Origin of the sequence: Leptotrichia hofstadii, from assembly GCF_007990525.1 — a bacterium.
In the GTDB taxonomy this organism is placed as follows: Bacteria; Fusobacteriota; Fusobacteriia; order Fusobacteriales; family Leptotrichiaceae; genus Leptotrichia; species Leptotrichia hofstadii.
Window position 1 is genome coordinate 534,272 of record NZ_AP019823.1, and the last position, 15,019, is coordinate 549,290.

13 protein-coding genes and 1 pseudogene are annotated in these 15,019 nt (G+C 29.7%); 12 read left to right on the top strand and 2 right to left on the bottom strand.

The features are described 5' to 3' along the window. The first annotated feature begins 323 nt into the window (after positions 1-323). The 4 genes and pseudogenes from FVE77_RS02580 to FVE77_RS02595 all read left to right on the top strand — a co-directional run bounded on the left by FVE77_RS02580 (position 324) and on the right by FVE77_RS02595 (position 4,749). Positions 324-1,254, top strand: a pseudogene (locus FVE77_RS02580) (IS30 family transposase). Between the two features lie 284 nt (positions 1,255-1,538). Beyond that, a complete protein-coding gene (locus tag FVE77_RS02585; protein ID WP_232052949.1) occupies positions 1,539-2,411 on the top strand; it encodes a patatin-like phospholipase family protein in 873 nt (290 codons plus the stop codon). 128 nt (positions 2,412-2,539) lie between these two features. After that, positions 2,540-3,949 carry a hypothetical protein gene (locus FVE77_RS02590; protein ID WP_026745810.1) on the top strand — a complete coding sequence of 470 codons (1,410 nt, stop codon included), beginning with the start codon at positions 2,540-2,542 and terminating at the stop codon, positions 3,947-3,949. Positions 3,950-4,065: 116 nt separating this feature from the next. Beyond that, a complete protein-coding gene (locus FVE77_RS02595) occupies positions 4,066-4,749 on the top strand; it encodes a DUF6320 domain-containing protein (protein ID WP_026745809.1) in 684 nt (227 codons plus the stop codon). Between the two features lie 36 nt (positions 4,750-4,785). Here the strand turns inward: FVE77_RS02595 and sppA are convergent, their stop codons facing one another. Then, the gene (gene sppA, locus FVE77_RS02600) at positions 4,786-6,564 is read right to left on the bottom strand and encodes a signal peptide peptidase SppA (RefSeq protein ID WP_026745808.1); all 1,779 of its coding nucleotides are present in this window, start codon (positions 6,562-6,564) and stop codon (positions 4,786-4,788) included. A 554-nt stretch (positions 6,565-7,118) separates the two neighbouring features. On the opposite strand from sppA, the gene FVE77_RS02605 reads away from it, so the two are divergent. The 3 genes from FVE77_RS02605 (at position 7,119) to cbiT (ending at position 9,571) form a co-directional block, all read left to right on the top strand. After that, complete coding sequence (locus FVE77_RS02605; protein WP_006805198.1) at positions 7,119-7,394, top strand: ACT domain-containing protein; 276 nt, start codon at positions 7,119-7,121, stop codon at positions 7,392-7,394. Positions 7,395-7,444: 50 nt separating this feature from the next. Then, positions 7,445-8,809 (top strand): PFL family protein, encoded by a 1,365-nt coding sequence (locus FVE77_RS02610; protein WP_026745807.1) that lies wholly within the window; start codon positions 7,445-7,447, stop codon positions 8,807-8,809. Between the two features lie 192 nt (positions 8,810-9,001). Next, complete coding sequence (gene cbiT / locus FVE77_RS02615) at positions 9,002-9,571, top strand: precorrin-6Y C5,15-methyltransferase (decarboxylating) subunit CbiT (RefSeq protein ID WP_026745806.1); 570 nt, start codon at positions 9,002-9,004, stop codon at positions 9,569-9,571. A 130-nt stretch (positions 9,572-9,701) separates the two neighbouring features. Here the strand turns inward: cbiT and FVE77_RS02620 are convergent, their stop codons facing one another. After that, a complete protein-coding gene (locus tag FVE77_RS02620) occupies positions 9,702-10,328 on the bottom strand; it encodes a hypothetical protein (protein ID WP_026745805.1) in 627 nt (208 codons plus the stop codon). Positions 10,329-10,637: 309 nt separating this feature from the next. Here FVE77_RS02620 and FVE77_RS02625 point away from each other — a divergent pair, with 309 nt between their 5' ends. From FVE77_RS02625 to FVE77_RS02645, 5 genes are read left to right on the top strand one after another with little or no spacing between them, the layout of a single operon-like run. After that, positions 10,638-11,000 carry a DUF488 domain-containing protein gene (locus FVE77_RS02625; RefSeq protein ID WP_026745804.1) on the top strand — a complete coding sequence of 121 codons (363 nt, stop codon included), beginning with the start codon at positions 10,638-10,640 and terminating at the stop codon, positions 10,998-11,000. A gap of 16 nt (positions 11,001-11,016) precedes the next feature. Beyond that, positions 11,017-11,784 carry an NUDIX domain-containing protein gene (locus FVE77_RS02630; RefSeq protein ID WP_026745803.1) on the top strand — a complete coding sequence of 256 codons (768 nt, stop codon included), beginning with the start codon at positions 11,017-11,019 and terminating at the stop codon, positions 11,782-11,784. Between the two features lie 26 nt (positions 11,785-11,810). Further along, the gene (locus FVE77_RS02635; protein ID WP_026745802.1) at positions 11,811-13,421 is read left to right on the top strand and encodes a DKNYY domain-containing protein; all 1,611 of its coding nucleotides are present in this window, start codon (positions 11,811-11,813) and stop codon (positions 13,419-13,421) included. Positions 13,422-13,436: 15 nt separating this feature from the next. Next, complete coding sequence (gene cbiG, locus FVE77_RS02640) at positions 13,437-14,450, top strand: cobalt-precorrin 5A hydrolase (RefSeq protein WP_026745801.1); 1,014 nt, start codon at positions 13,437-13,439, stop codon at positions 14,448-14,450. A 2-nt stretch (positions 14,451-14,452) separates the two neighbouring features. Then, positions 14,453-14,965, top strand: coding sequence for an HXXEE domain-containing protein (locus FVE77_RS02645; RefSeq protein ID WP_026745800.1), 513 nt, complete (start codon positions 14,453-14,455; stop codon positions 14,963-14,965). Positions 14,966-15,019 lie beyond the last annotated feature (54 nt).

A 15,019-nucleotide genomic window follows, 5' to 3' on the forward strand; every position in this document is an offset into this window, starting at 1 on the left:
AAAGATAGAATAGGAAAAACATATACCTCTTAACAAATTAATTGTAAGGGGTATTTTTTCTTATTTATACTAAACCATTAATTTTATTCATTACCAATGAATCTTGAACTTCTTGCTAATACTATTTTCTTTTTTAAATAGCGGAAATCAAGAAATTCATGAAAATTAAAATTATTTTTTACAAGATTATGTCGATATATTTGCTTATTAACTATCATAGATTGTATAATATATTGCGACAAACTGAAAAAATATAAAAACTCATGATAATTTCGTGTTAAAATGTTAGTAACGACAAAAACATTAACGAAAGGAAATATATCATGAGCCATAAATATTTTACCATAAATGAAAGAAATAAACTAGAGGTCCTGTTAAAAGAAAATTACAGAATTTCTAAAATTGCCAAAATCCTTGACAGGCACAGGACTACCATTTACCGTGAAATCAAAAGAATTGATGGCGAATACTCTTCTGAGAATGCTCAGGCAGATGCCAGTACAAAAGCTGCTAATAAAGGAAGAAGCTCAAAAATTACTGCTGAATTGAAAAACCTGATAGAGGACAGGCTCTACAAAACCTGGTCCCCTGAACAAATTGCTGGCAGGGAACTAAAGGGGAGACTGTCATTTAAAACTATCTATAACTGGCTGTACAGTAATTTTCTGGATGTTTCCCTGAATGTCTTGAGAAGAAAGGGGAGGAGAGTGAAAACTAAGGAGACGAGAGGAAAATTCAATATTGGGAAGTCAATTGGCGACAGACCGGAAGAAGTCAGGAAAAAAGAAGTTTTTGGGCATTGGGAGCTGGACTCGGTAGTTTCAGCAAGAGGAGAAAGCAAAGCCTGCTTTGCAACATTTGTGGAATTGAAGACACGGTTTTATGTTGCGATAAAGATGAAAGATAGAAGTAAAAGTTCAATGCTGGAAGCAATAAGACAGCTGACAGCCGGTATTCTCCAAAAGGAGCATTCAAGACTTTCACATCAGACAGGGGAAGGAATTTTCGTGCTGGGAAGAGGTGGAGAAGATGGGAATAGATTTCTATTTTGCAGATCCTTACTGCTCATGGCAGAGAGGCTGCAATGAAAACAGCAACGGCCTTCTAAGAGAATTTTACCCAAAGAAGACCGACATATCAAAAATAGACACAGAAGACTTGATAAGAACCTTAATGCTGATAAATTCGAGACCAAGAAAATGTTTAAACTATGCAACGCCATTTGAAAAATTTTTACACGAAATTAGTTTTTAAAAAAAATTTGGTAAAATGTCGCAATTAATATTGCAATTTATGTAGGAATACTGTAAAATTAAGCGCAAAACAAAACAAAGATAATATAAAATATTTTTTAAAGAGCAGAAATTTTTTGCTCTTTAATTTTTTTTTCAAAATCATTTTTTCCTGCTTAACTTCTTTTTCTCAATATAATGGCAATGTACTAAATTTTTAATTGGTCTTGGGGAGGTGGAAATAATTTATTAAAAAAGTAGAAAAATACTAGGAATAGGTGTATAATAGGAGAAAACAAAAAATTAATGTTGAAAGGGATGAAATTAATGAAAGAAAAAACTGGGTTAGTATTGGAAGGTGGAGGACTTAGGGGGATATTTACGGCAGGAGTGCTAGATTTCTTTTTGGAAAAAAATATTGAATTTGATAGTTGCATAGGCGTATCTGCTGGGGCTTGTCATGCCTGCAGTTATTTAGCCAAACAGCATAAGAGAGCGTTTAATGTGTCGGTAGATTATTTAGATGATAAAAGATATTGCAGTTTATACAGCTTAATTACTACTGGAGATTTGTTTGGAGTAGACTTTGTTTATGATGAGATTCCGAATAAATTGAATCCAATTGACAATGAGGCGTTTATGAAAAATAAGACAAAATTTCAGGTAGTAATTACAAATTGTGAGACTGGAGAAGCGGAATATCCTGAAGTTAAGGATTTTGATAAGGATACCGTTTATGTAAGGGCTTCAAGCTCTTTGCCGTTACTTGCCAGAATGGTTAATATTAATGGAAATGTTTATCTGGATGGTGGAGTTTCTGATTCAATACCAATTAAAAAGTCTATAGAAAATGGAAATACAAAAAATGTAGTTGTCTTGACACGTGATAAAAATTATAGAAAAAAACAAAGTGTATTGGGTAAAATTACTGGGATAAGATATAAGAAGTTTCCTAAATTTGTAGAACTTATGAATACAAGATATAGCCGATATAATGAAGTGCTTGACTATATTGATGAGCTGGAGGCAAAAGGAGAGATTTTTGTGATTCGTCCAGAAGTGGAACTGACACTTGGGAGAATTGAGAAAAATAAGAAGAAACTTTTGGAAGTGTATAGTATTGGCTATGAAACAGCGAAAAAAAATTATGAAAATTTGAAAAAATATTTGGAAGGGTAATAATTTTTTGATTATCTGAACTTGAGCATTTATAAATAAGAATTGAATTTGTAGAAGGAAAATATTGAGAAAGCTGGTTTAAATAATGCTTTAGAAGTTAAAAATAAATAAAATGGAAGAGGAAAAAAGTGAAAAATGAAAAAATATGGTATGAGCTGGACGCTTTTGCAAAAACATATTCTTCAATAATTAGCGAAGGAAGAACGACCTGTTTTCGGCTTTCAGCATTGTTTTCTGAAAATATTGACTTGGAAATATTGCAAAAAGTTGTGATTTCGCTTGAAAAGAAATATCCGTTTTATAATTCGGAGCTGAAAAAGGGAATTTTTTGGAATTACTTGCAGCAGAAAAAAGCTCATTTTATGATTGAAGAGGAAAAAACTTATCCTTGTACGGATATACAGAAGGATAATCCACTGAGAATCATTTATTTTAATAATAAATTATCGATAGAAATAGCACATTTTTTGACCGATGGAAAAGGTGCGGCGTTATTTTTTCAGGATTTGATTGAAGAATATTTGGAGAAAAAGTATTTTTTGGAAAATATTGAAAAAGATAAAAAGGATAATTTAATTGATAAGACTGAAAAAAAGAAGGAAGTAGAAATTGAGAAAATAAATAAAATAATTAATTTTGGAAAAAAGATAAATAAAAATGAAAAAGATTTTGAAAATAAAAAATTTGAAAAAAACTTTTTTGAAAAAACAAGAGAACTGCTGGGAAATGACAGTGGATTGAAAAATTCTCAAAAAAATGAGTATGTCGATCTTTATGAAAAATATATGCGAAAAGTAAGCAAGGAAACTACGATAAAGTCAGCATTTCACTTGCCAATGAAAATACTGGAAAAAGGGCAGTACCATATTACAACTGGAGAAATTGATGTGGAAAGCCTGAAGGAAGAAAGTAAAAAATATGGGACTACTATTGGGAAGTATCTTCTCTCAGTATATTTCAAAATTTTGCTGGATAGGTATTCTCAAGCCAAAAATCCTATTGTTATTGGAGTGCCGGTTGATTTACGAAAAATTTTTGAGGAAACTACATACAGAAATTTTTTTATAAACATAACTCCTAGTATGGATGCAAGTCTTGGTGCATATTCCCTCTCTGAAATCATAACCTATCTGGATAACTATTTTGCCCTAAAAATTACAAAAAAAGAATTTTACAAAAGTATATACAAGGCAATGAATCCAATGCAAAATATAATAATAAAGTCTGTTCCATATTTGATAAAACGCATGTTTTTCCCATTTATATTTGATTATTACGGAGAACGGGGCTATACAACAGGATTTTCAAATTTAGGAATTTTTAAAGTTAATAAAAAGTATGAAAAATATCTAAAGGGATTTCGATTTTTACCACCACCAAGCAAAAGGTGCAAAATCAAGATGGGAGTTATAAGTGACTGTAAAAAAGTTTATGTAAATTTTGGAAATTTGACTGCAAATTATGATATTGAGAGAGATTTTTTTGTTTATTTAAGAAAGAGAGGAATAAAATCCAAGATTATTACGAATTATTTTTAAATGTTTAATTGAATTTTTTCAAAATTAATATGGATGAAAATTACATTTTGAAAAAAATAGCACAATTTTTGAGTTCAGTTTTAAAGTAGAATTATTATAGAAAAAAGAGGATAAGTATGTATTGTATAAAATGTGGAGTGGAACTGGAAGACGGAGCGCAAAGATGTCCGCTGTGTGAAACGCCTGTTCCTGAATTAGAGGGTCTGGAAGATAAGGAATTTGTGAAGGAATATCCGACAATTAATATAAATTTGTATGAAATGAAAATGAAGAAAGTTAAAAAGGCTGTATTTTTATCATTTTTTACAATATCAATAATTTCGATTCTGGAAGTTCTTTTTCAAAATTTGATAATGTATGGAAAATTGGAATGGGGTTATTATGCAATTCCATCTATTTTAATATTTGATTTAGGTTTATTTGTTTTTTTAGATTCGTACAGAATGAGAACAAATCTATTTTTATTGCTAAGTGGCTTTATTGCCTATTTTCTTTTGCTTGATTTTGGAGATGAAAAATTGACTTGGAGCCTTAGACTTGGCATTCCCATTGTCCTTGCCCTTTATCTTATCAGCCTTATTTTTTCGTATGTCTGGGATAAGCATAGGAGCGACAAATTAAAGATGCTAAACTTTTTCATTTTTTTTGTTGGAATATTTCTTTTGATTTTGGAACTGATTATAAGTAAAAAAATGACATGGAGCATATTTTCATCTATTCCGTTATTTATTTTAAGCATAATGCTAAGATATGCCTATAAATCTTACAAGGAAGAGTTTAAACGCAGATTACATAGGTAATAAAAGAGGCTAGATATTTTTCTAGCCCCAATTTTTTTAGTATAAATTCAGCTTGTATGTCAAGTAGTATAATGGTTTATTTTGATTCTGCACAGCAAAGTCGTATTCATTGAATACTTTTTTTACTTGAGGAATATTTTTTTGAAGCTGTGTGGACAGGCTGAATTTTTCTGTAACCATGTTTGTAAAGGATTTTAATTTTTGTGAGAAATCCTCTTCCAGATAAATACTTTCCACAGCGTAATCTTTACGCAGTCCCAAATCTTTTGCCATTATTTTTATAACTTCATCAAGACTTGCAATTCCATCAACTAAATTTATATTTTTAGCTTCATCTCCAAGCCATATTTTACCTTGTGCATAATTTTCAAGAGCATTTTCATCAATCTTACGGTTTTTAGAAACACGTGACTTGAATTCCTTGTATGTTTCTTCCATTGATTGAGTAATTTTAGCACGGGATTCTTCAGATAATGGGGCAAAGCTGTCATTGATATCAGAATATTTTCCTTTTGATACTGAATTTGAATGAACTCCATATTTATCTTGTGCATTGTAAAGTTTTGGAATCATTGAAACTACTCCGATTGAGCCTGTAATTGTGGCATTGTTTGCAAAAACTTTATTTCCAGCCATTGAGATGTAGTAACCTCCAGAGGCTGCTGTATCAGACATTGAAACGTAAATTGGAATATTCAGTTTTGTAAGTTCCTGATAAATTATTTCAGAAGCAAGCGCTGAACCTCCGCCTGAATTTACCCGAAGGACAATTCCCTTTAAATTTTTAGTCTGCATTGCTTTTTCAACTTTTTGCAAAATGTTGTCAGGTGTAATGACACCTTCGGTAACTCCGTTTGGATCGTACAGGATTGAACCTTCGGCATAAATTACAGCGATAGTTCCATTTCTAGGATTACCAATGTTCTGATCTTTTACTCGTTTTTCATAATAATCAGTAATATCTGCAACGTTATCTTCACGAATGTTTAGACGTTTTGTAAAATCGGAAAAATGTTCCAATTTATCAACTAAATTCTTATCACGTGCGGCAAATGGTGTCAAGCTTGTATCATTCCCGTTTATAATATCGTTATTCAATGTATTTTTATCAATTTTACGATTTTTTGAAATATCAGTAATAAACTTATTGTATCTGTTTTCCAGTATTCTTGTAAGTTCTGAACGTAATTCAGGAGTCATTTCATTTCCAGTATAATTTTCACCATAAGACTTGTAGTTTCCGATACGGACAACCTCCATGCTTATTCCTAATTTGTCAAACAGCCCTTTATAGTAAATATCCGAATAATGGTAGCCAGTTAAATCCAGGCTTGCCGACGTGGATGGAACCATTACAACTTCATTTGCAATAGCGGCCAGTTTATAATTGGCATTTGTAATATAGGCTCCAAAAGCGTAAACTTTTTTGTTATTTGCCTTCAGTTCCTCAAATTTCTTTGAAAGCTCCTCAATTTTTGAAGATGGTAAATCTATTGTGTCAAGTGCAATAATAACACCTTTTACTTGGCTGTTGTTCTTTATGTCGTCTAAGCTCTGCAGAATATCCATATAGGACAGGTTTTCTTCAGAGAGGAAGTTTCCCTTGATTTTATCTTCATTGACATTTGTAACATTAAAAAGTATGTATTCGTAGCTTTTTTTTCTTTCATTCTTATTTTTAGAATCGAAAATCGCAATAGTGGAAATCCCAATAATAAAAATTAGAAGTATAAACAGAGCTGTTTTCAGAAAAAACGAATATGTTTCCTTTAATGTGAACATTAAAGCCCTTTTTAAAAAGTTCCAGAATTTCATTTTTTTATTTTCCTCCCAATCTAGCATTAAATTTAAATCCGAGTTTCTTAAAACCATACCTGAACTTCATCAGCAGTAAACTGCTGAAAATAAGCCGCTCTTAACTGTGAGCAGGAAAAGTCATAAATTTTGAGTCCGGCTTTAAATAATCCAAATTATATCACTTTAATTAATAAATAGCAATAAATAAGTTTTTTATAACTTCCATATTTCTAAACTCGTACTAAACCCAAATTATTGACAAAAGGAAAAAGTAATGTATAATTAAATTATAATTTACAGAATATTTAAAGAAGCCAAATAAAATGAAAAAACTTGCTATATTAGGAATTATTGCTTTAGTATACATGGAACAAGCTGGATATTAATAATCAAAAAAGTTTCAGTAAAGAGAGCGTTGCTTCCTTGTATATTTTTTAAAATCCAAATTGTTTCACATTCTAAGTTTTTTATAAAATATAAAATAAAACTTCCCACTTGCTAAATACCTAAATTTATGCGATAATTTAACATATTAAGAAGAGTTTTAGTTTAATTTGTCAGGAGGTATCAGAATGAACGATAGAATTGTTATTACGGTTATTGGAACGGATAAAACGGGAATTGTTGCGAATGTATCAACAAAATTAAGCGAACTTAGCTTAAATATTATTGACATCACACAAAAGGTCTTTGAAAACGATATTTTTGCCATGATTATGCTTGTAGAAGCAGAAAAAAATACAGATATAAAAGGTTTGCAGGAGAAATTTAAAGATGTTGAGGAAAAAATTGGGGTAAGAGTTTACTTGCAGCATGAAAATATTTTTAAGGCAATGCATAGAATCTAATTTTTTCAAAATTTTTTAAGCAATTATTATAAGAAATTTAGGAGGGAAAAATGAATTTATTACCTGATGAGATACTGGAAACGATAGATATGGTAGAAATGCAGCACCTTGATGTGAGAACTGTCACAATGGGGATAAGCCTGCTTGACTGCATTGATGCAAATGCCAAAAAAACAGCAGAAAATATTTATAACAAAATTACGGAAAATGGAAAAGATTTGGTAAGAATTGCCGATGAAGTAGCAAGCAAATACAATATGCCAATTATTAACAAAAGAGTTTCAGTTACTCCAATTTCAATAATTGGAAATGCAACTAACGCCGAAGATTATACAATTTTTGCAAAAGCACTGGATAAAGCGGCGAAAACAATCGGAATTGACTTTATTGGAGGATTTTCGGCACTTGTGGACAAAGGTTTTACAAAAGGGGATGTTAAGCTGATAAACAGTATTCCAAAGGCGCTTTCTGAAACAGACAGAGTTTGCTCCTCTGTAAATGTAGGCTCTACAAAGTCAGGAATCAACTTGGATGCTGTAAAAATGATGGGAAAAACTGTAAAGGAACTGGCTGAACTTTCCAAAGATTCAGACGGATTGGCAGCCGCAAAATTTGTCGTATTTACAAATGCTGTTCCAGATAATCCGTTTATGGCAGGTGCATTTCATGGCGTAGAAAATCCAGATGTTGTGCTAAACGTTGGAATTAGTGGACCAGGAGTTGTAAGACACATACTTGCCAATATTTCAAAAACGGCAAAAATTGATGAAATAACGGAAGCAATAAAAAAAGTAAGTTTCAAAATCACAAGAATGGGAGAATTAATCGGAAAAGAAGTTGCTGAAAGACTTGGGGTTGAATTTGGAATAATTGACTTGTCACTTGCACCAACTCCAGCTGTAGGCGATAGTGTTGGAAATGTACTGGAAGAATTTGGACTGGAAGCAGTCGGAGCTTATGGAACAACACTTGCACTTGCAATATTGAATGACGCTGTAAAAAAAGGCGGAGCAATGGCTGCAACTCGTGTGGGAGGCTTAACAGGGGCATTTATCCCAGTAAGTGAAGATCAGGGAATGATAGAAGCCACAAGCAAAGGATATTTGACACTTGAAAAACTGGAAGCAATGACTTGTGTATGTTCTGTCGGACTTGATATGATAGCTATTCCAGGTGATACTTCTGAAGCTGTAATTTCTGGAATAATAGCAGATGAAATGGCAATCGGAATGGTAAACAGCAAAACTACTGCAGTCAGAATAATCCCAGTTCCTGGAAAAAAAGCTGGAGATAGAGTAGTGTTTGGAGGACTTCTCGGAGAAGCAGATATTATAAATATAAATAATTTAGACTGTTCTGTCTTAATAAATCGCGGTGGAAAAGTAGCTCCGCCAATTCAGGCGTTGAAAAATTAATTTAAAAATATACTCGAACCCATTTAAAACCGAACTATTGAAAATTATATAAATTTAGGGTTTGAGTAAAATAGTCATAGCTTTTGAGTTCGGCTTTAAAGCAGTTTTACTATACAATAAATAAAAAATGGAAAGTTAGGATTTACTCTTGGCTTTCTTTTTAAACTATAATTTAAAATAAGGAGTGATAAAATGTATCATATAAAAGATGAAGAATTTTTAAGAGGAAAAGTTCCTATGACAAAAGAGGAAATCCGTTTTGTAAGCCTTGGGAAAATGGAGATGAAAGATGATGATATTTGTCTTGACATTGGTGGCGGAACTGGTTCTGTAAGTATGGAAATGGCGAGATTTGCACGAAACGGAAAAGTTTTTGTAATTGAGAGAAATGATGAGGCAGTTGAGCTAATTCATAAAAACAAGGAAAAATTAGGATTGGAAAATATTACTGTAATTAAAGGAATGGCTCCAGATGGACTAAAAGACTTAAATACAAGGTTTAATAAAATTTTTATTGGAGGTTCTGCTGGAAATCTGGTGGAAATTATAAAATATTCTTATGATAACCTTGTTGAAGATGGAATTTTAGTATTAAACTTTATCGTGCTGGAAAATATTTTTACGGCTGTTGAGGAATTGAAAAAATATGACTTTAAAGATGTGGATATTTGTCAGTTAATTGTGAGTAAAAATAGAAAAGTTAAAGATTTTAATATGATGATGGCAGAAAATCCAATTTATGTGATTACTGCGAAGAAATAAGAATGCAGCAAAATTTTTTAATTTGCTAGTTTAATTTTAAGAGAATTAAGTATAATTTTAAATTTGTGTAAAGCTCTGAAAAGATATATATTTATATTACTAAATTAGAGAATTACACAAATTTTTTATATTATTTAATTTTATATACTTTGCCAAAAGACATTCCCATACCTTGACTTGAAATATCCCATCCATTTTTAGTCTTGCTTAACATAATAAAACCTGATTTTCTCTTATATGTTTTAATTTTTGCGATTTCAGCATGAGCTGTATCTGCTGTTATTGAAAAAACATCTTTTAAGTACAATTGTTCCTGAATTTTTGATGAAGATTTTTTGGAAATTTCGCTAATATTAAATCCATATTTTTGTTTAAATTTAAACCCAATAGTTTTAATAATAGCATTGTAATCTCTTTCAGAAAGATTTTTTACATTCGATTCATAAGAAACGGCCGCAACTGTATTAGAACGATATTCAATTTTGGTAATCATAAAAGAAGCATCTTTAAACTGCTCTTCCATTAAAATTCTCATCACTCTAACTTCATTTGGAGAAGAAAAGCCTAAAAACGCCGTAACCTCTTCATCTGTAACTTGAAATAAATTTTCCGGACTTAGCAGCTTTTCAATCTGAGCATTATTTTTTTGCAATTCACTTTCACTAAGGCTGACTTTATCACTGCGAAAAACAGGATAACTGAATAAGAATGAAGATATAGCAAAAGTCAAAATAGCTATCAGTAATTTATTTTTCATAAAAATTCTCGCTTTCTATTTTTGATTTAAAGTATAACTATGTTAATTATAGCACATTATTTTTGAAAAACAAGTTGGAAAATTATATTGGTTTTATATGCTGGTTAATGTAATAGGGCAAATTTTAACGATAGCGGAGCAGTTAGAATTTAAATACACTGAAAACTATGAAAAAAAAAGAAAGTTATTCAAGACATTTTGAAAAAATTATAAAATAATTTTGAATTCATTACAAAATATAAAAGTATTTTTTGTAAAAATATGATATAATTCTAAAAGATATAAATTTAGAAAAATGAAAGATTAAAAATGAATAAACTTAACTGGAAAAGAATTTATGAAAAAACTGAAGAAGCTGATGGTTTTAGAGTGTTTGTAGACAGGCTGTGGGCAAGGGGAATGAAAAAGGAAGATGCCAAAATTGATTACTGGGCAAAGGAAATTACACCTACAAAGGAGCTTAGGGAAGATTACCATAAAGGAAGAATTGATTTTGAGACGTTTGCAGCAGGATATTTGAATGAATTGGAAAAAAATCCTAATTTTGATAAATTTTTACAAATAATAAAATCTGAACTGGTTTCAAAAAATGTTACAATGGTTTTTGCAAGCAAGACTCCTGAAATTAGTCATATTCCGATTTTGAAAAAATATTTGGAGAATAAGTTATAATAAAGAGGAGAAAAATATGATTACGACATTATGTTATTTAGAAAAAGATGAAAAATATCTGATGCTACATAGAACTAAAAAGAAAAATGATATAAATAAAGGAAAATGGCTAGGAATTGGTGGGAAATTGGAAGCTGGGGAAACACCCGAAGAGTGCTTAAAAAGAGAAGTTCAAGAGGAAACTGGCTACAAATTGAATAGTTATGAATTTCGTGGACTTGTGATTTTTAATTACAATGATGATGAGTCGCTATTTATGTATCTTTACACAAGTTCAGATTTTTCAGGAAATCAGCATGAATGTGACGAAGGCAACTTAAAATGGATTCCTAAAAAAGAAATTTTCAATTTAAAATTGTGGGAAGGCGACAAAATATTTTTAGAATTATTGTTTAAAAATACACCATTTTTTTATTTGACTTTAAACTATGAAAACGACGATTTATTGAGTTCAAAATTAGAATTTAAAGAAAAATATAGCTGTTTTGAAGTTTTTGTACCAGAAAATTATGTGGAAAAAATTGTGGAAAACTTGCAAAAATACAACCTTTTGACAGAAGGATTTTACGCAGATGTTTATTCTACGATTGATGGAATTGGACATTGGAAAACTCTGGAAGGTGGGAGTCCTTTTGACGGAGAAGTGGGAAAATCAAGTGTTGCAGATGAAAAAATAATGAAGTTCAGAGTAAAAAGAGAATTTGAGGAACTGGCATATTATCTGGTAAAAGAGGCTCATCCTTATGAAACTGCAGTTATTAATGTATTCAGGATGGAAGTGTAGAAAATTTTAAGAAGAGGTTTAAAAATATGAAAAAGAATTTTATTAAAATATTTTTATTGATATTTTTAATTAGTAATCTGATTTTTTCAGAAAATAAAAAATTAAATGGAAATTTTGGAATAGAAGATGGAGAAGTTTATTACATAAATAGAAAAATTGAGGGAGCTGATGCAAAGACTTTTGAAGTTTTTGAAGATAATGAATATGCAAAAGATAAGAAAAATGTTTATTATGGAGACAAAGTTCTTAATGAAGCAGATCCTAAAAGTTTTAAATTATTGACAAAAATTAGTTACGGATTGGGAAAAGATAAAAATAATCTTTATTTTTTTGAGGACAAGGTAAATAATATAGATATAAAAACTCTTGAAATAATGGCAGATGAATTTTTGATTTATTTAAAGGACAAAAATGGAGTATATATTTTATTGCCAACTAGTGGAGGATTTCCTGACGATTTAGATAATGGTATAATATCTCCAAAAATTTTAAAAAATGTTGACAAACAAACTTTTCAACTAATTGGTGGAGGGTATTCAAAAGATAAAAATAGTGTTTATTATATTGGTAAAAAAATAGAGGAAGTAAATCCCAAAAACTTTAAAGTTTTAAAAGACTATATTTTTACAGATGGAAAAAATGTGTATCTTTATGGAGAAAAAAAAGAAGAAATAGATTTACAGACATTAAAATTTTTTGATGATAATTCCAGTTATTTTTTTGACAAAAATAATATTTATTTTCAAGGTGATAAACTCGAAAATGCTGATTTTAAAAGTTTTAAAACAATGGAATTGAATTTTTCAAAAGATAAAAATAATGTTTATGAAGGAAATGAAAAAATTGAAGGTGCAGATGCAAAAACTTTTGAAGTAATTGATATTTATGCAGGATTTGCGAGAGATAAAAATTATTTGTATTATTCTAATGAAAGAATAAAAAATTCTGATCCGTATACTTTTCAAAGAATTAATGAACATTTGGTAAGAGATAAAAATCAATTTTATTCTAATGACGGAACAGTTTTAAATGTGGATGGAAAAAGTTTTCAAATAGTAAAAGATTATGAAAAAGATTATTTTATGTATGCAAAAGATAAAAATAAAGCATATTACATAAATTTTATGGCTGGAAAAGATGAAATGGTAAAAGAGTTAAAAGGATTAAATCCTAAAAATTTTAAAGTGCTAAATCCTTATTATACAAAAGATGATAAAAAAGTTTATTTTAGTAAAGAATATGCGGATATACAAGAACTTCAAAATGCAGATGTGAAATCATTTGAAGCGTTACATTTGGAAAATATAGAGAATAAAGATGATTTTGGAAAAGATAAAAATAAAGTTTATTTGTTTGGTCTTGAATTAAAAGATGTAAAACCTGAAAAATTTCAAGTTGTGAAAGAGCCAATAACGGAAAAAATTATATATGTTCGAGATGAAAATAATTTATCTGTAATTTTTTATGATTATTTTTCGGGATTTAATTTTGTAAAGACTAAAAAATTTGAAAATATAGATTTTGAAACTCTTAAATGGAAATCAGCAAGAGAACTGGAAGATAAAAATGGAAAATATATTGTGAATGGCAGCGTAATTGATGAAGATAAAATAGAAATTAAATTTATAAAGAAATAGAAAAAAGGAGATAAAATGAGAACAGCAATTTATTGCGTAAGCAAAAACGGATATGAAACTTGTTTAAAAGTAAAAGAAAATGTGTACAATAATTTGCATATTTACGTATCAGGAAGAGTAGCTAACTTGCTAAATCTTGAAAATGAAAATAACGAAAATTTAATTATAATAAATGAAAGAGTGCCAATTTTACTGGAAAAGACATTTAATAAATATGATTTACACATATTTGTTGCAGCGACTGGGGCAGTTGTGAGAATTATTGAAGGAAAATTTAAAAGCAAAGATACTGATCCTGCAGTTATAACGATTGATGATCACGCTAATTTTGTAATTTCATTGCTTTCGGGACATCTTGGTGGTGCAAATGAAGAATGTAAAAAGATTGCTAATGGAATAGGAGCAATACCAGTAATTACAACGGCATCCGATGTTGGCGGAAAAATAGCAGTTGATACATTATCACAAAAAATCAAAGCCAAATTGAATGATTTGGATGGAGCAAAGAGAGTAACTTCGTTAATTGTAAATGGAGAAAATGTAAGCCTTCATTTACCAAAAAACATTGTAAATCATGATGAAAATAGTGCTGGAGCAATAATTGTGTCAAATAGAAAAAATATTGAAATCTCAAAAATTATTCCACAGAATATTTTTATTGGTATTGGATGTAAAAGAGGAGTTAGCAAGGAACACATTATCGAAAAACTGAAATATGCAATGGATAAACAGAATTTAGAGCTTTCATCTATAAAAATGGCAGCATCTGCCTGGGTAAAATCTGATGAAACAGGACTTCTTGAAGCGATGAAGGAGCTTGATATCCCAATAAAATTTTTTGAAAAGGAAGAAATTTTGAAACTGGAAAATTTGATTGAAGAACGTTCTGAATTTGTAAAAAATCAAATTGGGGTATATGGTGTTTCTGAGCCTTGTGCCTATCTAGCTTCAAGTAGAAAAGGAAGTTTTTTGGTGAAAAAAGTGAAGTTGGAAGGAGTTACAATTTCAATTTTTGAGGAACAAATGTAAGAATGGAAATATACAAATTGTCATTTATAACAATAGTACTATTTATGATACACGAATTTGAAGAAATAATTTTTATAAAAAAATTTATAGAAAAAAATAAAGTTGTAAAAGATATGAAAAATGAATTATTTGTGAAGAAAAAGGAAAGTTATCCATCTACAGAAACAACTTCATTAATGATTGCCCAAGAATTTATAATTTTATCAACATTACTTTTTATGGCAAGCGAGTTTAGGATGTATGAAATAGTTCTGTCATTATTTATTGTATATATTGTACATTTAGTACCTCATATATATGATGCGCTTAGATATAGAAAGTTTTCCCCAGGAAGTCGGACTTCTTTTATAATTTTCCCTTTAGGAATTTTAATGATCTGGAATGTTATTTTAAATAAAGAAATTAATTTTGTTATTTTTATTTTATGTGTTATAATAATTGGATTTCTGATGATTTTAAATTTGATATTTTTGCATAAAATTAGTAAAAAAATTGATAAGTATCTTCAGAAATAAAAAAATTATAAAAATATTTAAAATAAAAATAGATTAAAAAATTTAAGAAAGGAA

Excerpts from the sequence above, each read along its gene's own strand:
- FVE77_RS02585 (WP_232052949.1), top strand. The coding sequence starts at position 1,539 with ATGTTGAAAGGGATGAAATTAATGAAAGAAAAAACTGGGTTAGTATTG.
- FVE77_RS02595 (WP_026745809.1), top strand. The coding sequence starts at position 4,066 with ATGTATTGTATAAAATGTGGAGTGGAACTGGAAGACGGAGCGCAAAGA.
- sppA (WP_026745808.1), bottom strand. The coding sequence starts at position 6,564 with ATGAAATTCTGGAACTTTTTAAAAAGGGCTTTAATGTTCACATTAAAG.
- FVE77_RS02605 (WP_006805198.1), top strand. The coding sequence starts at position 7,119 with ATGAACGATAGAATTGTTATTACGGTTATTGGAACGGATAAAACGGGA.
- FVE77_RS02610 (WP_026745807.1), top strand. The coding sequence starts at position 7,445 with ATGAATTTATTACCTGATGAGATACTGGAAACGATAGATATGGTAGAA.
- cbiT (WP_026745806.1), top strand. The coding sequence starts at position 9,002 with ATGTATCATATAAAAGATGAAGAATTTTTAAGAGGAAAAGTTCCTATG.
- FVE77_RS02620 (WP_026745805.1), bottom strand. The coding sequence starts at position 10,328 with ATGAAAAATAAATTACTGATAGCTATTTTGACTTTTGCTATATCTTCA.
- FVE77_RS02625 (WP_026745804.1), top strand. The coding sequence starts at position 10,638 with ATGAATAAACTTAACTGGAAAAGAATTTATGAAAAAACTGAAGAAGCT.
- FVE77_RS02630 (WP_026745803.1), top strand. The coding sequence starts at position 11,017 with ATGATTACGACATTATGTTATTTAGAAAAAGATGAAAAATATCTGATG.
- FVE77_RS02635 (WP_026745802.1), top strand. The coding sequence starts at position 11,811 with ATGAAAAAGAATTTTATTAAAATATTTTTATTGATATTTTTAATTAGT.
- cbiG (WP_026745801.1), top strand. The coding sequence starts at position 13,437 with ATGAGAACAGCAATTTATTGCGTAAGCAAAAACGGATATGAAACTTGT.
- FVE77_RS02645 (WP_026745800.1), top strand. The coding sequence starts at position 14,453 with ATGGAAATATACAAATTGTCATTTATAACAATAGTACTATTTATGATA.